Source organism: Cupriavidus sp. 05L411 (assembly GCF_056398045.1).
The window spans coordinates 19,264-43,843 of sequence record NZ_JBFTOQ010000033.1; the positions used below are offsets into that span (position 1 = coordinate 19,264).

The 24,580-nt window shown below is 61.2% G+C and carries 17 protein-coding genes and 3 pseudogenes; 8 read left to right on the forward strand and 12 right to left on the reverse strand.

What is annotated here, in order from left to right; translation table 11 throughout:
* Window positions 1–95: 95 nt before the first annotated feature.
* Entirely contained in the window at window positions 96–1,346 is a 1,251-nt protein-coding gene (locus AC1DQR_RS29450; protein WP_416052997.1) for an NADH:flavin oxidoreductase, read from the forward strand.
* Window positions 1,347–1,377: 31 nt separating this feature from the next.
* On the opposite strand, the gene AC1DQR_RS29455 is transcribed toward AC1DQR_RS29450, so the two are convergent.
* Window positions 1,378–2,523: a formylglycine-generating enzyme family protein gene (locus AC1DQR_RS29455; protein WP_477134262.1), complete on the reverse strand. Its 1,146-nt coding sequence runs from the start codon at window positions 2,521–2,523 to the stop codon at window positions 1,378–1,380.
* A 323-nt stretch (window positions 2,524–2,846) separates the two neighbouring features.
* Between AC1DQR_RS29455 and AC1DQR_RS29460 the strand changes: the two genes are divergently transcribed.
* Complete coding sequence (locus tag AC1DQR_RS29460) at window positions 2,847–3,923, forward strand: 3-ketosteroid-9-alpha-monooxygenase, oxygenase component (RefSeq protein ID WP_416052995.1); 1,077 nt, start codon at window positions 2,847–2,849, stop codon at window positions 3,921–3,923.
* 193 nt (window positions 3,924–4,116) lie between these two features.
* Here the strand turns inward: AC1DQR_RS29460 and AC1DQR_RS29465 are convergent, their stop codons facing one another.
* Window positions 4,117–5,532, reverse strand: coding sequence for a hypothetical protein (locus tag AC1DQR_RS29465; protein ID WP_416052994.1), 1,416 nt, complete (start codon window positions 5,530–5,532; stop codon window positions 4,117–4,119).
* A gap of 1,141 nt (window positions 5,533–6,673) precedes the next feature.
* Window positions 6,674–8,410 (reverse strand): FAD-binding protein, encoded by a 1,737-nt coding sequence (locus AC1DQR_RS29470; protein ID WP_477134263.1) that lies wholly within the window; start codon window positions 8,408–8,410, stop codon window positions 6,674–6,676.
* A 305-nt stretch (window positions 8,411–8,715) separates the two neighbouring features.
* Between AC1DQR_RS29470 and AC1DQR_RS29475 the strand changes: the two genes are divergently transcribed.
* From AC1DQR_RS29475 to AC1DQR_RS29485, 3 genes are all read left to right on the forward strand, one after another.
* Window positions 8,716–9,318: a TetR/AcrR family transcriptional regulator gene (locus AC1DQR_RS29475; protein ID WP_416052992.1), complete on the forward strand. Its 603-nt coding sequence runs from the start codon at window positions 8,716–8,718 to the stop codon at window positions 9,316–9,318.
* Window positions 9,319–9,615: 297 nt separating this feature from the next.
* Window positions 9,616–11,637 (forward strand): oxidoreductase, encoded by a 2,022-nt coding sequence (locus AC1DQR_RS29480; protein WP_477134264.1) that lies wholly within the window; start codon window positions 9,616–9,618, stop codon window positions 11,635–11,637.
* Between the two features lie 180 nt (window positions 11,638–11,817).
* Window positions 11,818–12,612, forward strand: coding sequence for an SDR family oxidoreductase (locus AC1DQR_RS29485; RefSeq protein WP_416052990.1), 795 nt, complete (start codon window positions 11,818–11,820; stop codon window positions 12,610–12,612).
* Window positions 12,613–13,156: 544 nt separating this feature from the next.
* Here AC1DQR_RS29485 and AC1DQR_RS29490 read toward each other — a convergent pair.
* Both AC1DQR_RS29490 and AC1DQR_RS29495 read right to left on the reverse strand, forming a co-directional pair.
* Window positions 13,157–13,974: pseudogene (locus AC1DQR_RS29490) on the reverse strand (hypothetical protein).
* A 495-nt stretch (window positions 13,975–14,469) separates the two neighbouring features.
* Window positions 14,470–16,761, reverse strand: a complete 2,292-nt coding sequence (locus tag AC1DQR_RS29495) for an arylsulfatase (RefSeq protein WP_477134265.1) — start codon at window positions 16,759–16,761, stop codon at window positions 14,470–14,472.
* 257 nt (window positions 16,762–17,018) lie between these two features.
* Here AC1DQR_RS29495 and AC1DQR_RS29500 point away from each other — a divergent pair, with 257 nt between their 5' ends.
* A complete protein-coding gene (locus AC1DQR_RS29500; protein WP_416052987.1) occupies window positions 17,019–17,789 on the forward strand; it encodes an SDR family NAD(P)-dependent oxidoreductase in 771 nt (256 codons plus the stop codon).
* 139 nt (window positions 17,790–17,928) lie between these two features.
* Window positions 17,929–18,585: a TetR/AcrR family transcriptional regulator gene (locus AC1DQR_RS29505; protein WP_477134266.1), complete on the forward strand. Its 657-nt coding sequence runs from the start codon at window positions 17,929–17,931 to the stop codon at window positions 18,583–18,585.
* A gap of 108 nt (window positions 18,586–18,693) precedes the next feature.
* Here the strand turns inward: AC1DQR_RS29505 and AC1DQR_RS29510 are convergent.
* Window positions 18,694–18,894, reverse strand: a pseudogene (locus tag AC1DQR_RS29510) (4-hydroxy-2-oxovalerate aldolase); the annotation flags it as partial.
* On the opposite strand from AC1DQR_RS29510, the pseudogene AC1DQR_RS29515 reads away from it, so the two are divergent.
* Window positions 18,885–19,448: pseudogene (locus AC1DQR_RS29515) on the forward strand (3-ketosteroid-9-alpha-hydroxylase); the annotation flags it as partial. The pseudogenes AC1DQR_RS29510 and AC1DQR_RS29515 overlap by 10 nt on opposite strands.
* Window positions 19,449–19,534: 86 nt before the next feature.
* Here AC1DQR_RS29515 and AC1DQR_RS29520 read toward each other — a convergent pair.
* The 6 genes from AC1DQR_RS29520 to AC1DQR_RS29545 all read right to left on the reverse strand — a co-directional run bounded on the left by AC1DQR_RS29520 (window position 19,535) and on the right by AC1DQR_RS29545 (window position 24,526).
* A complete protein-coding gene (locus AC1DQR_RS29520; protein WP_150992284.1) occupies window positions 19,535–19,930 on the reverse strand; it encodes a type II toxin-antitoxin system VapC family toxin in 396 nt (131 codons plus the stop codon).
* Window positions 19,927–20,160 (reverse strand): type II toxin-antitoxin system Phd/YefM family antitoxin, encoded by a 234-nt coding sequence (locus tag AC1DQR_RS29525; protein WP_150992282.1) that lies wholly within the window; start codon window positions 20,158–20,160, stop codon window positions 19,927–19,929. The genes AC1DQR_RS29520 and AC1DQR_RS29525 overlap by 4 nt, the downstream gene beginning before the upstream one ends.
* A gap of 149 nt (window positions 20,161–20,309) precedes the next feature.
* Window positions 20,310–21,332: a 4-hydroxy-2-oxovalerate aldolase gene (gene dmpG / locus AC1DQR_RS29530; protein ID WP_416052985.1), complete on the reverse strand. Its 1,023-nt coding sequence runs from the start codon at window positions 21,330–21,332 to the stop codon at window positions 20,310–20,312.
* A gap of 10 nt (window positions 21,333–21,342) precedes the next feature.
* On the reverse strand, window positions 21,343–22,254 hold the full coding sequence (locus tag AC1DQR_RS29535; RefSeq protein WP_477134267.1) for an acetaldehyde dehydrogenase (acetylating): 912 nt from the start codon (window positions 22,252–22,254) through the stop codon (window positions 21,343–21,345).
* 35 nt (window positions 22,255–22,289) lie between these two features.
* The gene (gene dmpE, locus AC1DQR_RS29540; protein ID WP_416052983.1) at window positions 22,290–23,072 is read right to left on the reverse strand and encodes a 2-oxopent-4-enoate hydratase; all 783 of its coding nucleotides are present in this window, start codon (window positions 23,070–23,072) and stop codon (window positions 22,290–22,292) included.
* A gap of 83 nt (window positions 23,073–23,155) precedes the next feature.
* The gene (locus AC1DQR_RS29545) at window positions 23,156–24,526 is read right to left on the reverse strand and encodes a DUF1329 domain-containing protein (protein ID WP_416053286.1); all 1,371 of its coding nucleotides are present in this window, start codon (window positions 24,524–24,526) and stop codon (window positions 23,156–23,158) included.
* Window positions 24,527–24,580 lie beyond the last annotated feature (54 nt).

The following is a 24,580-nucleotide window of genomic DNA, read 5'->3' on the forward strand; positions in this document are numbered from 1 at the left end:
GCAATAATCAAACGATAGTAGCCGGCTGCTCTGCTGCATGGGGCAAGGCGCGGCGTGCCAGGCGCGACATGGAATCGCGCCGGAAGGAGAATAAGATGTCGCAGCAGACCCCGACTGATGGATCGCCGTTTTCATCGATCCGGATCGGCCCCCTTGCGTTGCGCAACCGCCTGATCAAGGCAGGTGCGAATGAGGGCATGACACCGCAAGGATTGCCGACACGGGCGCTGGTCAAGCATCACCGGGATATCGCTGCCGGCGGCATCGGCATGACGGTAGTCGCGTATGCTGCCGTCGCGCAGGAGGGGCTGACCTTCTCGCATCAGCTCGTTCTGACCCGCGAGGCCGTACCGCATCTGCGGGTGCTGACCGACGCCGTGCATCGAGAGGGCGCTGCGGCTTGCCTGCAGATTACGCATGCCGGCTCGTTTACGATGATGCGGCACGGCGGGAGCCGTGCCCCGCTGACCGCATCGGCTGGCTTGAATGCCTTCGGCATGATGTATGGCGTGTATTTCCAGCGCGCCATGGGCGAGAGCGATATGTCCCGGGTCGCCACGCAGTTCGCCGATGCTGCGCGCCTCGCGCGGGAGGCGGGTTTCGACGCGGTTGAGATCCACATGGGGCACGGCTATTTGCTCAATCAGTTCCTGTCTCCGCTCAGCAACCGGCGGCGCGACCGTTTTGGCGGTGACGTGGAAAACCGCACGCGCTTCCCGGCGATGGTACTACGCCACGTCAAGGATGCCGTCGGGGCGGAGTTGGCGGTGTGCTGCAAACTGAGTGTGGTTGACGGTGTGCCCGGCGGCAACGCGGCGGCGGATTCTGCCATCACGGCGCGCATCCTGGAGAGGGAGGGGGCTGACCTGCTGACGCTGAGTGGCGGACGCAATGTCGAAAGCCCGTGGGTGTTGTTTGGCAGTGCGATGCCGACGGCGCAGATGAAAGCCGCGGCGCCGCACGCGCTGGCCAGGCTCGCCATTTCGATTCTGGAAAAGCGTACCCCGCGCGAGCTGAAGTTCCGTGAACTGTATTTCCTCGAGGCCTCCCGGGTGATCCGCCAGGCGGTGCGGATGCCGCTGGCCTATATTGGCGGCGTGAAGTCGCTGGACAATGTGCGGCAACTGTTGGGCGAGGGCTTCGACTGCGTTGCCCTGGCGCGCGCGCTGATCCATGATCCCGCACTGGCCGAACACTGGCGAACCGGCGCGGTGACACGTTCGGCGTGCGACAGTTGCAATGCCTGTGTTGCAAAGATCTATGATCCCGCCGGCGTTTCCTGTATTTACGGTCCGCCGGCCGATCCCAGGCTGACCACGATACTGGCAGCCGGGCAGGCCGGTTGAAACGGATTGAGTTACCGCTCCCGTGCGGATTTCATCGATCAGGTGGCATCGCGGTCCCTGATTTCCGGGCAAGCCAGTCCTGTTGGGTCATGATCGTGCGGAAGCCAAGATGCGACATGGCGCTAAACGGGTCTGACCCTCTCCTTGCGCTGACCCGGTAGCTGGTGCAATACGTCTCGCTGCACAAAAAAGAGCCGCCCCGTATGACTCGCTTGGGGGCGTCGACGGGTGCCCCCGCATCGTCAGGGTCATAGGAGTCGACGGGTCCCTGGGGATCGGACACCTGTCCTTTGCGGGCCTCGATGGCGAACGCGTCGGAGCGATACCAGTCAGCCGTCCATTGCCAGACATTGCCGGCCATATCGTAGATGCCATAGCCGTTCGGCGCGAAGTTGCCAACCGGCAATGTGCCAACCTGGATCTTTTCATTGCGGCTGACAACCGGAAATTGACGCGCCCGGTCGTCCCACGTATTGGCCATCTTTTTGCCGTTGGGGGTCAATTCGTCTCCCCAGGCGTAGTCTGCTTGCTCGAGGCCACCTCGCGCAGCGAACTCCCACTGCACTTCGGTCGGCAGGCGCTTTCCAGCCCAACGGGCGTAGTTCAGCGCGTCAACGTACGACACCTGCACCACAGGATGATCCTCTTTATCCGCCAGATTGCTTTGGGGGCCGAGCGGATGCCGCCAATCAGCCCCAGGCACATATCTCCACCAGCGCGACCAATCGCCCAGTTCGACGGGCTCGCTCGTGCCGAAAAATACCATGCTGCCGGGGACAAGCGTTCCGGGATCTGGCTCTGGCGTGCCAGCCGGCAGTTGCGGCCTTATGTCCTCCCACCTTGGTTTCTGCTCAGCTGTCGTGACGTACCGAGTGGTTTCAGTGAAGCGCCTGAAATCGGCATTTGTCACATCGAAACGGTCCATCCAGAACCCGCTGACCTGAACGCGGTGGGCCGGTCCTTCGCTGGGAAGTGCCTGCTTGGATGAACTGCCCATCAAGAACGCGCCCCCTGGGACCCAGACCATGCCTTTGGGGCCGGTCACGCCATCGCCTATCACGGGCCCCTTGAACTGGCCTGCCGAAGAAAAACCCCTGACGTATTTTGCGCTCAGCAGTCCAGCCGCGCCGGCAACTCCAGTTGCCAGTAATCCCGAGATAAGCGCTCGGCGTTTCATGGTATTTCCTAATTTTTTTCGTAGCGTCCCGCAATCTGTTTGCGGCATGCGATGAATTCACTGTGTTGATTCCCGGCTTGGCTCGGCGATGTCGTCCACCTTAAACGGTAGAGGATGAGCCGCCGACTATCCGATGGTGGTGATAATACAGCTGCTTGGCATCGTCTTCCCGGACTACTGCGGTATCTATGTGTGCCATCTCAGGACCTCGCTTTGATTGACCACGGCTACTGCGCGCGTCCTTCGCTGTCTAGTCTGAAGAGACGATGAGGCATGGTCCTGGGCTATGTACTGTGGAACGTGCTAAATCAAAAGGAGGGGACATGGCTGCACCTGGCTACAAAATTGAATCCCGGCCGCTGGAATCGCGGTATGCGCGCGGCTGGCATTGCCTCGGACCGGCCGCGGATTACCGGGACGGGAAGCCGCACACGCTGAACATTTTCGGCCAACGCCTTGCGGCCTTCGCCGACTCCGTCGGCACCATTCGCATCATTGACAGCTATTGCCCGCATATGGGCGCGGACCTGAGTACAGGTACCGTGCAAGGCGACCAGTTGGTGTGCCCCTTCCATGGTTGGCAGTGGGGCGGTGATGGTGTCTGCAAGTCGATTCCTTACTGCAAGCGAGTGCCTCCGAAGGCGCGCATCGGCAGCTGGGATACTTGTGAGCAGAACAATCTGCTCTTCATCTGGCACGATCCCCAAGGCAAGGCACCCCCACCTGAGGTGGCGATCCCACGCATCGAGGCATGCTTCTCGGAGCAATGGTCGGCGTGGTCGATCGACAAGATGGTGATTCAGACGAATTGCCGGGAATTGGTCGACAATATCTCCGATATGGCTCACTTCGACACCGTGCACGGGGCGCCGATCGACTACTTCGCCAATCTGTTCGAGGGCCACAAGGCTACGCAAGTGCTGGTCGGCCGCAGCGCCCGGCTCTCCGCTGGAGATTGCCTGACTGCGCTATCCACCTATTTCGGTCCGGCGTACCACATTACGGAAATGCGTGGCCAGATGGAGGGTCAGCCGATCCATTCGATTCTGCTCAACTGCCATGTGCCGATCGATATGAACAGCTTCGAACTGCGCTATGGCGTATTGGTAAAGAAGGTCCCCGGCCTTTCCGACGAGCAGAATCAGGCGATTGCGCACGCCTATGTGGAACAGGCGCGCAATGCGTTCTACGAGGATGTGGCAATCTGGGATTCCAAGATCCGCACCGACAATCCGCTTTTATGCGAGGGAGATGGGCCCATCTACCAGATGCGGGACTGGTATAGCCAGTTCTATGTGGATGCGGAGGCGGTACGGCCGGCCAGCGTCGGGCGCAAGGTGATCGAGATGAATATCGCGGGAATTGATGCGCCGACACTGCATCATGTATTTGAAGAGTAGGCAGAAGGGGGCGCTGCCGCCTCTGGACCGGAGGCGGCAGCGGTTTTCCTGATGCCGGGTGTTGCACCCGGGCATATAGCCAGGGCAAATGGCGAACGCCGATGACTTAAGATGTCGCTCCTCTTTCCCATTTCATGGAATTCATGGAAGAGAGAATTCATGGAGGAGAGGAGCGAACCAGCCCACGTCGCTGCTACTTCCCGTCTCCAACGTTTACCCGCTTCGTGGCAAAGATGCCGCCGATCAGAAGGTCCCCATCCTCGAGCAATGCGGTAATGCCGCCCCAGGCGTTCCATTTGCGGCTGTCGTCCGGGAACGGCCAGCGGGCCTTGATGGTGCCGGTATCCCAGTCAAGGCCTACATATTCGTAGTTGCTGCTTTCCTTGTTGGCGAGGTAGATCATGTTGCTCTTGGCGGAAATGACAGGGACCATCACATCCGTGTTGTCGATCTCCTTGTTCACCCAGGCCTTCTCGAATGACTTCGTCTGAGTGTTCCAGTTGAACTTGACTACCCCACGCGGGGCGGGCCGGGTCACGCCGGGCGTTACCACGTTGCCCCATATATCGGGCGCGGGCTTCGGATAGGAGTTATTCAGCAGGGCGACGCCATAGCCCAGCACCTCCGGTGACGGCTCGACCGTGGCCTTGGAGATTTCCAGCGGAATCTGATCAGCGATGCGTGCGGACTTGGTGCCCGGCTTCTGCTTGAACCCGGGCGGAATCTGGTCGCGCCAGAAAGCCACGAGGTTGGCTCCCTTTGCATCGCCGTCGGCAATCACAACCAGCTTGTCGGGGTCGTTGCCGAAGCCCATCAGCGTCGGCGTGGTACCGGATCCGCCGGAAGTCGTCAGCGCGCCGGCAGCGATGGCCTGCGCACTGCTCATGGTGTTGTAGTCGGCCTGCCAGCCGCCATCTGCTTCATCATAGGACAGCCTGGTGCCGGTCCAGACGATCTTCAGCATGCGCTTGGAGGTGACCACATAGATGCCACTGTTCTCGTCAATGCAGATGCTGTTTTCGATCGCCTCGCCCGGCAGCAGCAGCGTGCTCTTGAGATTGAGGTCGCGGTCCAGCAGGAGCACCGCGCCTTTCGCGGCGGCAACAACATCGCCGGTATAGGTCATGCCCATGCCGATGATGGCGGATTTGCGCATGTCTTCAGGCAATGCCTCCGAGAAGTCCTGGAATTTGACGATGCGCAGCGGCTTCTTCGGATCATTGTCATCGGTGGACTTTAGGATCTTCAGGCCGCCAAAGGCTGCATAGTGAGCGCCGTCCTTGTCGATCATGTTGTAAGCGCCGTTGGCCAGCATCTGGCGCTTGAAGCCCAGTTCCTCCATCTTCCCCGACAGTGCCAGCAGCTTCGTGTCATCGTTCGCGCGGCGGGCGGCGTCGACTTCCTCCAGTGCCGCCCGGATCTTCTCGCTATTGCCATTCGTGGCCAGCCTCTCCATTCCAGGGTAGGGCAGGAGCGAGACCAGGTCATAGGCCTCGCCGGTCGCGTCGATCTTGCTGATGCCCTCGACGCCGGCAGCGAAGATGATCGTCTTGTCACCGATCTTCTTCACCGTGGGATTCGAGGTAAAGACGGTTGGCACGGTTTTCACATCGTCTGCCGACAACCTGCGGCCCTTGGTTGGGCCGGCATGCGGGACGGAATCGGTCGCGGCCGGATTGTCGTGCGAAATGGGATAGACGCTATCGGTCAGCCAGGGGTTGCGGCCCGGGAAGGTGCCGCTCTCCTGCTGGGCGGCTTGCGCGCACGTCAGGCTTGCTGTCGCAAGCGCAAGCGCGGTCGATGCGAAGACTAATGCTCTCATGGGTCACTCCGTGGATAAGTGTGGGTGTAGTTGCGAGGAGAATCTGACGACGAATTGAGGTTGTTCGGCGGAGCAATTCAATCGACGGAATGCACGCGTGCGCTCACGCGGGCGTGCCGGCTGGCTCGCTGCCGGAGATACCAGTTTGCCAATGGGACGACCGAAGGTGGAACCGGCGTTGAGCGAAGACAGGTAGTCTCGACGGACTTCGATAGCGCGAATGGCTGGAGCCAATTGCGGCTTGCTTCGGCCGCTAACGCCAATGCGAAAGTGACGGGGACATCAGGGCGCAGCATCTTGCCGACATGGCGGCACGGGCCAGACCGCGCCCCTTGGCATGGAACGCACACTATGGTGCGCTGCGGTGATTCAGGAGAGCAACCGCGGCAACTCCAATGCTCTGCCGGCAGGTGTCATCGCAAGACGTCTGCATGATCGCAGCACCATTGGCTTCTTCGCCGGCCAGGTGTCCGTCATGCCTGATCGCACTCCCCGGATCAAGACCAAGCCGGGCAGATGGCAGGCCCCCAGCAAATGCAAAGCTCAGGGCCACGGCAGCACCGGCCCCAAACAGACAAACCGCCCGCAACCATGCTCTCATCACTGTCTCCTCTTGCTGCTGCCCACCATGGGCAGATGCCGACGCCTGTTGTACCGTCAGGGCCAGTCTCTTGATCTAAGCATATTTGCGGAATCTGGAATCAACATCGTCCAATCGGACTACAGGATATATGTAAGTGATGGGTAACTTTTAGGGGGTTCTGCAAAGCGGTTCGGCCAACCGCGGCTTCGAAGTGTTTCTGTGCCGGCGAGAGGAGAGTTAGCCGGATTGCGAGCGGATCCCACGGGGTAAGCGCGCCATTTTCCCTTCAGTCGTCAAGTTCCGGGAAACGTCGGATTTGACGGTTTCCAGCCTGCGTCAATCTACCTAAGGGCGTGGATTGCTTCCGTTGATTTTCTCTGCCGCGATATGATTCGCGGCGATGTAGCCAAAGGTCATGGCCGGCCCGATAGTCGAACCTGGTCCGGGATAGGTTTTTCCCATGACCGCGGCCGAGGTATTGCCGATCGCATAGCATCCCTCGATGACGCTGCCATCGGGGCGGAGGACGCGGGCGTAGGCATCAGTGCTCAATCCGCCCTTGGTGCCGATCTCACCGGGATCGATCCGCAGCGCGTAGAAAGGTGCACGGTCGATCGGACCCAGACACGGGTTAGGCTTGGAGGTGATGTCGCCATAGTAGCGATCGAAGATATTGCCTCCCTTGCCGAACTCATGGTCGGTGCCAATTGACGCATAAGCGTTCATTTGATCTACCGTCGTGGCAAGGCCGCGTGGTTCGACGCCGATTTTTTTGGCCAGTTCGGCCAGCGTCCCGGCGCGATAGATGACACTGTCCAGCCAGCCATGCGGAATCCTGGAATCAGGCTGTATGCTGCCGGGAAGCAGCACGCCGCACGGATAGCGTTTTCTATACTCTGCATCGAACACCAGCCATGCCGGAACATTCGCATTTGTTTGCGCGTTGTCGGCATACATGGCGTGGATGATGTCCGGGTACGGCGCTGCTTCGTTGACAAATCGTCGACCGAGCCGATTGACCAGCACGCATTGCGGCAATGAACGCTCCATGAAAAGCCCGCGTTGTTTTTCCTCTCCTGGAACCCGTATCGTCGGCACACCCCATGTGTATCCCATCAGCGAAACGCTCGCGCCGATTTTCAGGCCGGCGCGAATTCCATCTCCGGTATTGATGGGCGGGGCGGCTGTCCATTCGGCTTGCGTGGGCTTCGGCAGGTATTGGTCGCGCATTTCCTGGCTGGATTCAAAGCCTCCACAGGCGAGCACCACCGCGCATCGCGCGCGTACGTTGTACTCGCGTCCCTGTCGCTCCACTGCCACGCCGGTCACGCGGGCATCGTGCGCGTGGAGCGTGCGCATCGGGGTGTTGAGCCACAGTGGTATGGACCGATGTGCGAGTGCCGCACGCAGACTCGCGACCAAGGCGTTGCCAAGCGTCAGCCGGCGGTCCCTGCGCGTTCGGCAGCGCCAGCGCAAATCCGTTGCGTACCGGAACGCGAGGCGTGCCAACAGGCCGAGCCAGCCGGACTCCTTCGCTACGATGGTGTGGGCTTCGATCTGCGTCAGCGCTATGCGCCCGCCCACCAGGGTGGCGGGCGATGGGGCGCGGAGTTCGTCAAATACATCGCCGAGCCGGCGCGCGTCGAATGCCGCTGGCTCCATGGTGCGGTAGCCCGGCTTTCCTCCCGTGCGGTCCGGATAGTAGTCGGGATAGCGGGGCACCGCGTGGAAATGCGTTTGCGCCCGCGTGGCGAGATACTGGACCATCTCCGGCCCATTCTTGAGATAGGCATGGATTCTGTTCAGATCGAAATCTTCCCCTACGACATCCCGGAGATACGCCACCGCTTCCTCATAGGAGTCGTTGCCGCCGAGAGATTGGATCTGATCATTGCAAGGGATCCAGATTCCGCCGCCTGAAATAGCCGTCGTGCCCCCATAGTGCGGGCTTTTCTCGACGAGGAGCACGGTCAAACCGAGATCGTATGCGCGCAGCGCGGCCGTCATCGCGCCTGCCCCGGAACCAACGACCACCACGTCGTACGTTGTATCCCAATTCTCGGCCGGATTGTTGTTGCTCATTTGGCTTGCCTCCAACGTTAAATGTTTGTCGGGCGTCTGGTTGCCTGCGCCCTCGCTCCCGATTCCGGTGAGCCTCTTGGGTAAAGAGCCTTGCCGAAGTACGCCGAGTCAACGGTCAGCAAGCTGTCCGCTTCCGGGTGCAACACAATTGCATCGGTACGATCACTATGTCACATAAGATAAAAAATGCGACACGATGATGGCACAAAAAATACTCTTTGTGTAATACTGGGCGAAGGCTCACGGCAATGCCGGAATCACACCCCGATCAAAAGCACATCACGTTGCGAGAGGCAAAGTTCCGAATGAATAGACAACTTCGCTGGGGAGACGCCAGCCGAATAGACTGTCCCGAGCAAGGGCGCGCCTTGATTTTGAGGTCCACGCTCGACTGCATGGCTGAGATGGGTATCGAGGGTTTCACCGTGGATGATGTGGCCAAGCGCGCCAACATTTCGCGCAGAACCCTTTACCGCTACTACGGCACCCGGAATGAACTGATCCAGGCCGCGATTGGCGTGGAAAATGGCGTGTTTTTCGAGGAAATGCAGCGTAGCTTGTCGGGTTACGAAGGCGATTTCGAGGCGTATCTCGAAGAGTGTGTGTGTTTCGCCGTGAAGTATCGGCAACGCCTCGCCGGGCTTCGTCAGGACTACCTGGCAAGAAGCGTTACGGCGGAAGTGTTTCCCTACATCCTCGAGAATATCAAGCCCATGTGGCACAAGGTGCTGGCTGAACGCTACCGCGATTACGTAGAGAAGTCAGGCACGACGCCCGCGTCGCTGGACGACATCATTGCGCTGGCTAGCCGCATTGGACTTGCCTATAGCCTGGTTCCTACAGACGAGGGCGCGATTCGCCGGCAGATGCGAATTCTCCGCGGCGTCCGGCCTGGTACGACTGCGTGACTTTGTGCGGCATTCCGCCCGCATGACAGATTCCCATGTGAACGAAAGAAGCTTCCCCCTCTGCCCGCTTGTCGGTGCGCAACTGGCGCCGATCGGATGATCGATGCGGAGCGATAAACGGCACGCCTTGCGCTCCCGTGGCGCTGGTGCCGGTATGTCTATCAAGACGCAATTACAGGAGCCAGTCAATGAGTCGCACATCGTATCGCCACCTGTTGGCGCCTGGCCGAATCGGCACGATGACACTACGCAACCGCATCGTCGTGACCGCGATGGGTGCGAGCCTTGCGGAGCCAGATGGCCAATGCGGTGAGCGCATCGTGCGCTATCACGAATCGCAGGCCAAAGGGGGGGGCGGGGCTGATCATCACCGGCGTCGCCGGCGTGGCTTGGCCGGCCGGTGCCAATCAGGTGAACCAGATCGCCATTTCGGAGGATCGCTTCCTTCCTGGCCTGACCGCGCTGACCGAAGCCGTCCACGCGCACGGCGCAAAGATCGCCGCGCAGCTGCACCATGGCGGGTTGATCGGCGTGGAGGATATGCTTGCAGGGCGGCCGGTGTGGGCGCCCTCGCTGCCTGAACCCCCCACTGGCGATTTCACCGAGGCGTTCTTGCTCGAAGAGTTGGCCGAGGCGCCGTTCGGCCGCATCACCAGCGTGACGATTCAGGTCATGACGAAGGCCGACATCGACACGCTGATCACGCAATTTGCCGCCGCTGCGATCCGGGCGCGACGGGCCGGCTTTGACGGCGTCGAGATCCATGGCGGGCACGGCTATCTCCTGTCGTCGTTCATCTCACCCACGACGAACCGGCGTACCGATGAATATGGTGGCCCGCTGGAAAATCGCGTCCGTCTCCTGGTCGAGGTGATTCGGGCCGTGCGGACCGCGGTTGGCCCCGATTTCCCTGTGTGGTGCAAACTCGACTCGCGCGAGGAAGGCATTCCGTGCGGCATCACGATTGACGAGGCTGTGCGCACCGCACAGATGGTCGAGGAGGCGGGGGGCAATGCGATTACCGTGACTGCTTATCATGACGCGGGGAAGCCGAAGTTGCATTCGGCATCGCATACCCCGCATGAGCCCGGGATCAATCTTCCGTTTGCGGCGCGGATCAAGGCAGCGGTCAGCATTCCGGTCATCGCGTCGGGCCGGATCGAGCCCGCGCTGGGTGACGAAAAGATTGCCGAAGGCTCGATCGATTTCGTCTCAATGGGGAGAAAGTTGCTAGCCGACCCGCATCTGCCGCGAAAGCTTACCGAAGGGCGACCCGATGACGTACTACCCTGCATCTACTGCTACACGTGCATTAGTGCGATCTACGTTGGCAAACCGCTGCGCTGCGCGGTCAACCCCGAAATCGGTTTCGAGTATTTGCATCGTCAATCGCCGAAGGGTGGCAAGCGGGTCGTGGTTATCGGCGCAGGCCCTGGTGGCATGGAATCGGCGCGGCGGCTACGGTTGGACGGGCATCAAGTGACGCTGCTGGAGCAGGCCAACCAGCTGGGCGGCACGTTGCGCATTGCCGCGCTCGCCTATGAGGCCAACGAGCCACTGCTCGACTGGCTCCGGCACCAGGTTGAATCGTCACGAATCGACGTGCGCCTGCGCACACAAGCGACGCCTGAGCTGCTGCGCACGCTATCCCCGGACGTCGTTGTTGTTGCAACCGGCGCGGTGCGCGGATTGCCGCCGATACCAGGAAACGACTTGCCGCATGTCATGAGCGCAGACGACATGCGTCGCTTGATGCTCGGTGAGGGTTCACAGGAACTGGCGCGCAAGATCGGGTGGGCGACCCGCATGGCGTCAAAGATTGGTGCGGCGAGCGGCCTGACCTCGAATCTTGATTTCGTTCGCCAGGCGACCCGCCAGTGGATGCCGTTGGGCAAGCGCGTTGTGATCATCGGTGGCGAACTGGTCGGCCTCGAACTGGCCGAGTTCCTCTCCGAGCGCGGACGATCGGTGACAGTCGTCGATGAGGCGCCGCGGTTTGGTGCCGGATTGACCATCGTCCGCCGGATGCGGCTGCTTGCGGAGCTTAAAGAGCACGACCTTGGCCTCTTTCCGGGTGCCTCGGACATCCGGATCGAACCTGACAAGGTTTGCTTCACCGACCAGACAGGCAATGCGCAAGCAGTCGATGCGAATACTGTCATCGTGGCCAAAGGTGCGGCAGGTGACTTGACGCTTGCCAGGCAGTTGGAGAGCGAAGGCTTTAAGGTCTATGAAGTCGGCGATTGCACCGGCATCGGCTATATCGAAGGTGCCATGCGCGGTGCGGCGAGAGCGGCGAAGGAAATCTCGCAAATATGACTCCCGGCTTCAGAGAGGTGCCCCGGCTGGGCGTTGCGGGATTCCCCTTAGTCTGCTCAGACGAAGCGGCTTGCCGGGCCGGTGACTAGTATCAAGCAAGAGGCCAAAAAAGCGGTCGGGAGACAGCGTTGATTTCGCCTTTTTCTTTTTTCCTCTTTTTCACTCACGAAACCGAACACCATGACAACTACCATCATCACCGGCTCGGCCTCCGGCATGGGCGCGGCCGTACGCCGGCGCCTGCTAGCCGACGGAGACAGGGTCATCGGCATCGACCTGCGCGATGCCGAGATCCAAGCCGACCTCTCCACCCGGCACGGCCGCGAGGCCGCTATCGATGGCGCGCTGTCACAGTCCGGCGGCAGGATCGACAAGCTGATCTGCTGCGCTGGTTTGGGCCCGCATGTCGATCCTGCGACGCTGGTCGCCTCGGTCAACTACTTCGGCGTGGTAGCCATGTTGGACGGCTTGTTCGAGGCATTGCGGCAGGGCAAGGCGCCGTGCGCCGTGGTGGTGTCGTCCAATTCGGCCACGCTGCAGTCCTGGGCAGGCAGCCCGCTGCGCGACGCCTACCTGGCGGGCGATGAGGATGGCGTGCACGCCCTGGTGCGCGCGGCGCAGGAGGCGGGTGGTGAGCAGGCCGCCCAGGCGGGCTATCTGGCGTATGCGAGCGCGAAGAACGCCGTCGCGGCAGCGGCACGGCAACGCGCCGCCAGCTGGGGGCGGGCCGGGGTGCGCCTGAATGTGACTGCGCCTGGCGCGGTGGAAACGCCTATGCTCCAGGCTGGCCTGCGGGATCCGCGCTATGGCGATGCCATCCGCGACTTTCTGCCTCCCCTTGGGCGGCGCGCGCAGCCCGATGAGGTAGCCGCGCTGATCGCGTTCCTGTGCCGACCCGAGGCAGCATATCTACACGGCAATGTCGTGTTCATCGACGGTGGCGTCGACGCCGTGCAAAGGCCGCTGGAGTTCTGATCCGCACGGTCGCGCCGGGCCGGCATCCAAATTGTGGGGAGCGGCCCGGCCGGTTGTCGGAAAAGTCAGTCGAGGTCGAGTTAGCGGGTAGCGCAGCTTATCCGCGGTGTGATGGCGCACTCGGCAAGCCGAAGTCACTCATCGCACTGCAGACAAAAAAAATCCCACCGCCTTATCATGGGCCTCCGGCGCGCCGGCACAATTCATCTTGTCATCCCCGCCTTGATTTTCGCTGTAGCGCTGGATGGCAGCGTGCAAGTAGGGCCCGCTGCGCCCGCATTCGCAAGGGGCATCCTAGCCGCTCAATGTAACTTCGTCGCCGGTAATCAAGCCACCCAGTAAGAATCCGGCAACAGATCAATGTGGCTATCTCTAGCGCTCCAGCTCGACAAAGAGCGGAGCGCCTTCCTTTGGTGTCGGGCGTATTTAGGCAAACCGGCCGCCGTCCGTGATCACATCGACAACATTAGCCGTGCCTCGTCGTTCAGGTCCGCGACGCGATGAATGCCTGGCCACTATGGCGATGCCAATCTGCCTACGAACACTATCCGTTGGGATAGTTCGCGGCAATCAGACTCGTGCGAAGAGTCGTAAATTGCGCATACATGTCGTGCACCAGGTAGAGATCGCGGCGCCGTGTCCAGGCCTGCCTGACTGTGGGTCATAGTTCAACGGCAGGGCGACTTCCTGCGCCGCGTAAGCGTCCATGCCGCGCGCTTTGGACGTCTGTATGCATCGCTTCGCATGATCCCGGTGACCAACGACGGCCACTTTACCCATTGCTGTCGCTGTACCCTCAAGCGCGACAATCGCGGCTGCCACGCCATCGGTACTCAGGTAGGTAATAGAGCCATCCGCCGCGATAACGGGCTCGACCGAATGGAGGTCAGGCAGTTGGTATTTTGAGGTCAGAAACCGTGCAATTTCCCATTGCGCGTATACCTTAACCGGCTTCATCTGGTAGATCTTGTACACCGCATCTGCGAGTGCCTCATTGATAGGGCCAGGATCAGGCAGTGCGGCTTGGTTGGCGCCATTACTGGAGGTGTTTCCACTGGCAGCGTTGGGCCTGTTTCCAAAGCTGTAGGCAACAATCCGATCGACCTGTGCCGCCGGAATTGTTGGTAGATCCCAGGTGAAACCGATGTCCATCAGGTAAGGCTGAATGACATTGGCGATCGACGCATCGGTCAGTTCCGTCGTCAGCTTTCCAATCATCTGCCTCTTGAGTTCAGTGTCGGAGATTGTCGGAACATCGGTGACAGCGGCGTCACTGCCACCACAAGCACTCAGAGCTGTTGTGAGCAGCGGGAGCGTTGCTGCGGTCGAAGTGGAAAGAAGAAATTTGCGGTGTGTAGACAAGAGAACCTCTAATTGGGGAGCGGGAGACTAGTCTTTTACCGCACCACCATTACAGGTTGATGTACCAATAGGTTGTGTGAGGGAAGAGYAGGTGTACCACATCATTCAACCGTTCCATCTTCTCTATGCTTTGCTCGTCCGCCAGCCACAATCCGCTTACACATCCGACGTACCGGCTCGATGCCGTCCTGTGGCATTGCCGTATCCTCGAAGAGTGCCGCAGCGCCGAGCGAGGCCTGCTCGACCGGGTGAGAACATCTCCGGTATTGCCTCATGGAAATACCGCAGAATGGATTCGGAAATCCCTGATGTTTGGCAGGAGAAATGATAATCAGCCTGTAGGGTGAGGGTTTTCCGAAAGGATCAATTACTTTCCCAATTGTGCCAGGAAGCCCACGATATCGTCGAAGGTCAAGGCATAGAGGCCTGCCATCTATTGCTGGCGGGCCTCGCCTTACCCATGACGTGGTCGGCGAGACCCGGGTGGAGTGGGGCTCAGCGCAGGAGGATATCCACTCGTTCGATGGCGCCGTTAAACGGATAACCCACGGTGTAACGTCCGGCCGGTGAGCCGGTATCCATGCCAACGTCAAAGGTCTCATCAGCGGAGAAGAAGCCTGGCGTGGTGACCGGCAGATGGCCACTGCCAACCGCCGTGCCGTTCACCTGAAGCGTGCCGGTGCCGCCCTTGGTATAACCCGTTCCCTCGTAAGCGAAGTCGAACTGCACCACGTTCCTCCCCGGTTGCAGCGGCTTGCTACCCGTAATCTCCATGCGCGCCACATCGAACACTTTCTGCACGTAGACCGGCTTGCCCTCATCGTCAAGGTAAAGGGACCAACCCGCGGTAGTGCCACCCATGGTGGCAATGACACCATGGGCGCCGCCCGTGGGAATATCCACCGTGGCCACGATGCTGTACGAGCGGTTCTTGATTGCTGGCGCTTCAGCTTCAGGGATGCCCACCGCTCCCGCGAAGTAGCTGAACTCTGTGCGCTTGCCAGTCAAGTTGGGGAGAGGTGTGCGGGAGCAGGCCGTATCCTGCAACGGTAATACTTGATTCTTTGCTGCCTCTGCCAGAAACAACGCCTGCATCTGCTTGAGTTTCTCCGGCAATCTGGCCGCCAGATCGGTGGACTGGCTGAAGTCCTCGTTCAGGTTGAAGAGACTCCAGGTGTCGTCGGCGAGCCGTTTTCCCTGGCATGTGCTCGCCCACGGGTCTCGATCCTTGTGCCGGGCCGAAGCCAACCAGCCATCGTGATAGATCGAGCGGTTGCCGAATACTTCGAAGTACTGCGTAGTGTGCTTCTCCGGCGCATTTTTATCGGCGAAGCTATAGAGCAGGCTAGTGCCGTCCATTGGACGCTGCTTTACGCCATTGACATCGGCCGGGGCCTTCAGTCCCGCCGCTTCAAGAATGGTTGGCGCCAGATCGTTCACATGAGAGAACTGGCTGCGCAGACCACCGTGATCCCGGATTCGCGCAGGCCAGGAAACCACCATACCGTTACGAATTCCGCCCAGGTGCGAGGCAACCGTCTTGGCCCATGGCAGGGGAGAACTCATGGCCCAAGCCCAACCGGCTGGATACTGCACATAGCTGTCCGGGCCGCCCAGGCTGTCGAGGCGCTTCACCAGATCGGCAGCCGGTGTCTCTGGCATGCCTTGCAATCTACCCATGTAGCTATCCCCGCCGTGGATGCCGCCTTCAAGGCTTCCCCCGTTGTCCCCCATCACGTAGATGAACAGCGTGTTGTCAAACTGGCCGCCCTCCTTCAATGATTGCACCAGGCGGCCAATCTGTGCATCGGTATGCGCGAGGTACCCTGCGTAGACTTCCATTAACCGTGCGGCGACCCGCTTCTGGTCTGTGCTGAGGCTTTCCCAGGCGGGGAGTTCATCCGGCCGCGGAGTCAGTTTTGTATCCTGCGGTACGACGCCAAGGGACTTTTGCCGGGCCAGAATCTCCAGCCGCATATCGTCCCAGCCCTTGTCAAACTTGCCACGGTATGTCTCGATCCATGCCCTGGGTGCCTGGAGCGGAGCATGGGTGCCACCTGGGGCGAAGTAGACGAAGAATGGCTTGTCGGGTGCGATTGAGTGTTGCGCGTGCATCCAGTTGACGGCGCGTGTCGACAGGTCTTCGTTCAGGGTGTAGTCCTTCGAGGCTGTCCTTAGGACTGGCGTGGTGCCATCGTATAGAGAAGGATTGAACTGATCGGTTTCGGCGCCGATAAACCCATAGAATTTCTCGAAGCCTTGGCCGGTCGGCCAACGGTCAAAGGGACCGACCGGTGATGCTTCCCAATCGGGTGTCAAATGCCACTTGCCAAAGGCCGCAGTGCTGTAGCCCTGTTGACGCAACAGTTCGGCGATTGTTGCGGAGTCCTTTTGCAGAACCCCACGATAACCCGGATAACTGCTTGGCGAGTTCAGCACTGCGCCGACACCGGCTGCGTGGGGATTGCGGCCTGTGAGTAGCGAGGCGCGTGTCGGCGAACATACTGCAGTGGTATGAAATCGGTTATAGCTCAAGCCCTCACGGGCCAGGCCATCCATCGCAGGCGTCTTGACCGGTCCGCCAAAGGTGGAGGCTGCACCGAAGCCAACGTCGTCAAGCAAGACCACTACCACATTTGGCGCACCGGCCGGCGCATGCAGTAACGGCACGACTGGCGGGGTATCGCCAGCCTGCACCTCGTTGCTGGCAGCCCAGCCAATACCGGTTGCGGCACAACTTAGGGCCAGGCACAACGCCGTGGCCAAACGCTTGCGTAGTCTGTTCATGATGGTCTCCCGYGTCTCCTGTTTTTTTTCGTTCTCGTCGATGCCTATTGCGCTTTCGCGTGGGCGTGTGCCAGAATTTCTGAGCATTCGATTGAATCAAATGTTCGAATGGAATTTAGCAAGCGCCGTGGACCGTCGTCAAGACAAAATTTCGCCGGCTACGGTCGCCGATTGCACGCTGCTCGGCGCCTTTGACTCATCAGTCTTTGTTGCCAGATTCATTCGATCACTCAAACCATCTTGACAGGAGACCCCCAATGAAATCGTTACTCGCGTCACCCAATACAGCCGTGATCGTCACCGGTGGAGCGTCCGGGCTTGGGCTTGCCTCGGCACGCGCACTAGCCGCCGTAGGCCGCGACGTTGCGCTGTGGGACATTCAGGCTGAGAAGGCGCAAAACCGAGCATCGGAGATTGCCAAGGAATTTGGCGTTGCGGCGGTTGGTGTTGGCGTCGACCTGTGCGATCCCAGCGCGCTGCGGGTTGCGCTGAACGCAACCCGCGCGGTATTGCCCCGGATCGGTGGCTTGCTCCACGCGGCGGGCACGGTCGATACCGGGTCGCTCGAAGGCATCACTCCGGAAAAATGGGATGCTGGCATCCATGTTCACCTCCGCGCATTTGCACTGCTGGTGCAGGCGTTGTTGCCGGATCTGCGCGCCAATCCGGGGTCTGCGGTGGTCGGCATCGCGTCAATCAATGCCACCTTGGGCAATCACATCAACCCCATCTACAGTGCGGCGAAAGGCGGCATGTTGTCACTGATCCGGTCGCTGGCGGACGGCCTTGGGCGCGATAACATTCGCATCAACGCGATTTCTCCGGGCCAGATCTTGACGCCAATGCTCCAGCCCGCTGTGGACAGTTTGCCGCCAGGAACCTTCGAGCGCCGCATTCTCCTCAGCCGACTGGGACAGCCGGAGGAGATTGGCCGCGTTGCGCGCTTCCTATTGTCGGACGAGGCGAGCTACATCACCGCGGCGGAGATCGTGGTGGATGGCGGCAACATCTCATCGCAGCGTATGTGAGTCGGCAGTAGTGCTGAACGTATAATCGGGCGCCACATTCATTGAGTCGTGCCCTGCCGCGCCGTTTTGCTGGGGGTATTGGCGTCATTGGCCAATCGCCCCTAGCGGGGCAGGCGGCATCCCGTACTACTTGTAATCGATGACATCTCCTACTGTAAAAGGCGAGGCCCGGGAACGCATTCTGCTGGCGGCCGAAGAGCTGATGGCCAGGTATGGCGTGGACGGCGTGTCGGCCCGCAGCATCAACGCAGCGGCCGGCGTTAGCGCCGGTATTCTCCACTATCACTTCGGCGGACTGGATAAGGTGGTGGACGCGCTGCTGGAACGCCATATGATGCCGTTGATGGCACAACGCCGCGAAATGTACGCTTCACTTCAGGCGCAGCCGCAGGTCACGCTCCGCGGCGTTGTGGAAATACTTGTCATTCCGCTTGCCAGGAAGATCATTGAAGAGGGCAGTGCGGGTGCACGCTATGTTCAGTTTTTGGCGCGCCTCCATACGGACCGCAACCCGAAGATCGCCGAGATATTCGAGCAGTCGTTTGGGGGGAACGCCGCCGCCTTGGTTGCAATGCTCCAGCGCATCCTGCCCGAAATCCCTATGGAAGTGCTCAGGTCGCGCCTGATTGTCTGTTCCCATGCGATGCTCCATAGTCTCGCCGAAATATCCGCTCGTCTCCAAGCGCCGATATCTCCAGGCAAGCTGCCGCGGGATCAGCTTCTGTGGAACCACGTGGAGATTCTGATCGAGTTTCTTTGTGGCGGGCTGGCGGCGCCAACCAGCTTGCACAGTTAAGGCGGCACACCGGGTTCTGTCAGACATGGCAGGCAACGGCGGCGGCGATCGAATACGGTAGTACCGTATGCGCGTGTGCCGCCGCCAGGGGTGTGCGCTTCAGGCTAGTCAGCCTAATCGCAGGCCGCGCGAGCGGGCCAAGGTCATTGCGGTGTCTTCAATCATGTCTTCCTGACCTCCGACCAGCCGTTGACGTCCCAGCTCGACCAGGATCTCGCGCGCCGGAATGCCGTACTTGGCCTGGGCGCGCTTGGCGAACAGCAGGAAGGACGAGTACACGCCGGCGTAGCCCAGCGTGAGCGCATCGCGGCACGGTGCATGGCGCACCGGTCGACTACTTCGCCAACCTGTTCGAGGGCCACAAGGGCACGCAGCTGATGATCGGCCGCAGCGCCAGGCTCTCAGGCGATGACCAACTGACCGCGCTCTCCACCTATTTCGGCCCGGCGTACCACATCACGGAAATGAGCGGGCGCATGGGCGACCAGCCCATCCATTCCATCCTCCTCAACTGCCATGTGCCGGTGGATGCCAACAGCTTCGAGTTGCGCTATGGCGTGCTGGTCAAGCGCGTGCCGGGTCTGTCGGATGCGCAGAACCGCGCCGTGGCGCAGGCGTACGTGGAGCAGGCGCGCGGCGCCTTCTACGAGGACGTGGTGATCTGGGACAGCAAGATCCGCATTGATAACCCGCTGCTGTGCGAGGGCGATGGCCCGATCCACCAGATGCGCGAGTGGTAAGGGCAGTTCTACACGGACATTGAAAGCGTGCGGCCAGGCAGTGTGGAGCGGCGCAAGTTCGAGCTCAATATCGCCGGGGTTGAGCCGCCGGCGTTGCATCACGTGTTTGAGGGCCAGGATTGACGGCTGCGGCGGGCTGGCCAGTCGCAGCCTGCTGCATTTGGCCGGCGCTGTTCTACGGCACAGCGTTCGGCCGGTTACGGGAGCCGTTACCAGATTGTCTTGACGTGCGGGTAGGCGCGGATCTTCTCGTCCTTCGTCACCAGCGGCACGGAGAACTTGCGCGCGGTGGCCACGATCATGCGGTCGGCGGGATCCTTGTGGAATACGCCCGGAAGTTCTACCGATTTGATGGCGATCTCGGTATCCACAGGTACTACGCGTACGGCTTCAATTTGCCCCACGGTGGCGAACCAGCTGGTCGCATCCATTGATAGAACAAGGCGCTCGCGTGCCACCAGCGCTGCGATTTCCCATGCGGAAATCGATGAGACGAGTATCTGGCCGCCGTCCAGTTCCTTCTCGATGCTCGCCTTCGCCTTCCTGCTCAGCAGCGGATCGCGACTCACCCACCAGACTAGCGTGTGCGTGTCCAGGACGATCACTGCGCCGCCTCCCAATCATCGGCGTCCACCGGCTCGGTCGGTGCGTTGTAGCGCACCACGGAATCGCGCAGGATTGCCAACGGGCTACGCGAAGTACTCCGATATGGCCGGACCTCGAGAACCGGCTTGCCGTGGTTGGTCACCACCAGCGGTTCGCCCGAGTCCTCAACCTGGCGGAAGTACTCCAGCGCATGTGCCTTGAAGTCCGATTTCGAGACTTGCTTCTCCATCTCTGCTCCTGGTCATATGTCTATAGTCATATATTCTAAGCCAAGATGACCGGCAGACTTGAGCCTTCTTTTGACGGCGGGTGATGAAACAGGCATCTGCCCTGGCCACGGTAGGTGGCGAGGGCAAGTGCGGGCGCCGCCGCGTCCCGTCAAGCCAGCAACCCACGCTCCCGCGCCAGCGTCATGGCGGTGTCCTCGATCATGTCTTCCTGCCCGCCCACCAGGCGTTGACGTCCCAGCTCGACCAGGATTTCGCGCGCCGGAATGCCGTACTTGGCCTGGGCGCGCTTGGCGAACAGCAGGAAGGATGAGTACACGCCGGCGTAGCCCAGCGTGAGCGCATCGCGGTCGATGCGGATCGGCTGGTCCATGATGGGCACCACCAGGTCTTCGGCCACGTCGGCGATGCGGAACACGTCCACGCCGGTCTCGATGCCCATGCGTTCGCAGACCGCCACGAAGACTTCCATCGGCGTATTGCCGGCGCCCGCGCCCAGCCCGGCGGCTGCCGCGTCGATGCGGGTGGCGCCACAGGCCACGGCTGCCAGCGAGTTGGCAATTCCCATGGCCAGGTTGTGGTGGCCGTGGAAGCCCAGCTCGGTTTCCGGCTTGAGCGCCTGGCGCACGGCGGTCAGCTTGGCGGTGACGTCGTGCGGCAGCATATGCCCCGCCGAATCGGTGATGTAGAGGCAGTTGGCGCCATAGGACTCCATCAGCAGCGCCTGTTCCACCAGCGTCGCTGCCGGCGCCATGTGCGCCATCATCAGGAAGCCCACGGTGTCCATGCCAAGCTTGCGCGCCATGCCGATATGCTGCTCGGAGACATCGGCCTCGGTGCAGTGGGTGGCTACGCGGATGGTGTGCACGCCCAGTTCATGCGCCATGCGCAGGTGGTCGATGGTGCCGATGCCGGGCAGCAGCAGGGCGGAGACCTTGGCTTGCTTCAGTTCGCCCAGCACGGCTTGCAGGTATTCCTCGTCGCTATGCGCGGGAAAGCCGTAGTTGACCGAGGCACCGCCCAGGCCGTCGCCATGGGTCACCTCGATCAGCGGCACGCCCGCGTCGTCCAGCCCGCGGGCGATCGTTTTCATCTGATCGAGCGAGATCTGGTGGCGCTTGGGGTGCATGCCGTCGCGCAGGGTCATGTCATGCACGGTAATGCGTTGGTTCATATCGGGCTCCTTATGCGGTAGTGGCCACGGCGGGCAGCGCGCCGCGCAACATGGCGGCGCCGATGCGCTCGGCGGTGCGCGCGGCGGCGGCGGTCATGATGTCGAGATTGCCGGCGTACTTGGGCAGGTAGTCGCCCAGGCCCTCGACTTCCATGAAGATGGAGACGCGCTTGCCGTCGAAGACCGGGCCATTCTTGAGCGTGTAGCCGGGCACGTATTGCCGCACCTCGGCAATCATGTCGTGGACCGAGGCCGTGATGGCGTCCACGTCCGGCTCGTCCTCGGTCAGGCAGTGAATAGTGTCGCGCATGATGAGCGGAGGCTCGGCCGGGTTGATGACGATGATGGCCTTGCCCTGCCGCGCGCCGCCCACCTGTTCGATGGCGCCTGCGGTGGTGCGGGTGAACTCGTCGATGTTCCGGCGCGTGCCGGGCCCGACCGAGCGCGAGGAAACGGTGGCGACGATCTCGCCATAGGCCACCGCCTGCACGCGCGACACCGCATACACCATGGGAATGGTCGCCTGGCCGCCGCAGGTGACCATATTGACGTTCATCGCATTGCTGCCAAGATGTTCGTCGAGGTTGACCGGCGGCACGCAGAATGGGCCGATGGCCGCCGGGGTCAGGTCGATCACGCGCACGCCGCGCGCGGTGAGCTGGTCAGAGTGCTCGCGGTGCACGTAGGCCGAGGTCGCATCGAAAGCGATGCGGATGTCGTCGGCGGCCAGGTGCGGCAGCAGGCCATCGAGGCCCTGGTCGGTCGTCTTCAGGCCCAGTTCGCGGGCCCGGGCGAGGCCATCCGAATTCGGGTCGACGCCAACCATCCAGACGGGTTCCAGGACGGTGCTGCGACGCAGCTTGTAAAGCAGATCAGTGCCAATATTGCCGGGGCCGATCAGGGCGCACTTGATTTTTGCCATGGGGCTCTTTGCTTGGTTTGGGGGTGTGGGGGAGTTCAGGCGAATTCGGTGCTGCACGTGCCGATCCCATCGATGCGCAGTCGCAGACGGTCGCCGGCAGCGACCGGAATCAGCGCCGCAAGGGAGCCGGAGAGAATGGTCTCGCCGGCAAGCAGTGGAATGCCGAGTTCGCCAAGCGTGTTGGCCAGCCAGGCCACCGCTTCGGCGGGATGGCCGAGGGCGGCGCTGCCCTGGCCTGTAGCGACAACAACGCCGTTCTTTTCAAGCGCCATGGTGCAGGCGGCAAGGTCGAGGCCGGCCGGGCTCACGCGCTCCTCGCCAAGCACGTAGACGCCACAAGAGGCGTTGTCCGCCACGGTGTCCTGAATACGGATGCGCCAGTCGGTGATGCGTGAATCTACGATCTCGAAGCAGGCCGAGACCGCCTCGGTGGCGGCCAGCACATCTGCGCGGGTCACACCGGGGCCACGCAGGTCTCGTTTGAGGAAGAAGGCAATCTCGCCTTCGGCGCGTGGCTGGATCAGCGTGCTTGCGGGAATGGCCTTGCCGTCTGGATATTCCATGCTGGCCAGCAGCATGCCGAAGTCGGGCTGGTGCACGTCCAGCATCTGCTGCACGGGCAAACTGGTAACGCCGATTTTCTTGCCGCTGATGCGGTCGCCTTGTGCCAGCCGCTGCGCAACGAAATGCTGCTGGATGTGATAGGCATCGCGCACCGTGAGCGGGTGGCCACGTCCGCTCAAGGGGATGACTGGCACGCGGGCTGTCAGGGCTCGATGAAGTTCATCGCCGAATTCGGCGATCAGTTCGGGATCCATGGTCAGGCTCGATGTTAAGGGGGGCAATGCGATGAAATTCGCCCCCTGGCCATGGCGGGAAGGGGGCGAATGAAGGCGTGCGCTCAGTGACCGGCACCTCGCGCCGCGTCGGGCGAAAAGTAGGTCTCGTTGAACTCGGGGCTGTTGTTGAGCACCGGCATCGGCCCCTCGTTGGTCAGGCGGTCGGCGAGATACGCACCCGAAATCAAGTCATGATATGTCGTTGTGGTCGGGTAGAGGTTTCGTGCGTCATAGGCATAGACGGTTGCCGCCAGGTTGGTTCGCCACAGTTGGCCGCGCGCATCATAATTGTCTGCAGCGAGGGCGGTCCAGCTGTCCTCGTCCAGGTAAAGCACCCGCTTGGCGTACTGATGCCGGAAGCCTTCCTTGAGGGTGGCTTCCAGGACCCATACGCGATGCATTTCATAGCGCATATAGTCCGGGTTGAGGTGGCCTTTGCCTAAGATGTCCTGGTACTTGGCCGGGCTCATCAGCTTGTAATTGTTGTACGGCACATAGATTTCCCTCTTGCCGACAATCTTCCAGTTGTAGCGTTCACCCGAGCCATTAAACAGGCGGTCGTCGTCGAGGGTGCGGATTCCTCCTGCGCCGGAGGGCTGGTCGAAGCCAAATTCCGGGGCCTGCCGCACGCGCCGCGTACCGGGGTTGTACTGCCACGCGCGGCGGGTATCGGAACCTTCCTTGTCATAGAATTCGTGTCCGACAGACAGCATGCCTCGGTCGCGCAGGGGCAGGTCGGTCGCCGTACGGAAAAAGCCCCTGGTGTCGCTCTTGAGGTCGAAGGTGGTGCCATTTCGTGGCGAAAGGATCGAATAACGGACACGGCCCCAGGCGATGTTGCCGTCGCCATATACGGCTGCCTGGTCGTAGGTGGCGGATTCGGTATTCATCGACGGGGAGTAGCGAAGGTTCCACATCAGTTCGAGGCCGCTCTTCGGGATCGGGAAGGGGACGATAGGGGGGGCGTCCTTTAGTCCGTTACCGTCGGCCGTCATGCGGGTGCCGGGCGCGTAGGTGCGGATGTTCTTGTAGATCGTATCGTCATAGCGGAAATCGCGATGGGTCGGATATACCGGCATCCTGAAGGTATCCGGATACTTCTTGAACAGAGCCCTTTCGCCGTCGGTCAAGTGATCGGCGTACTTTGCCATGTTCTGCGCGGTGATCACCACGATGGGCTTCTCGCTGGCGTAAGGATCAGGGTAGCGCTCTCCCCGCTTCCACTGCACTCCGGGCGGTGCGCCCAGCCATTTCCCGCCCCAGGCGGGGATCTGCCCGTCCTTGCTGGCGGCGCGCTCGGCGCCCATCGGGGTCAGGTTTCCATCGAGTTGCTTGAGTTCGTCCGGCGTTACCGCGGCGTACGAGGCTGCCGCCAGCAGCACGCTGCTGGCCAGCAGTGTGCTACGGATCAAAAGATTTTTATGCTGTCGCATCACGGTCTCACTCCTTTAGAGAAATCTGGCACTTGCGCGTGGTATCGCTGCCAG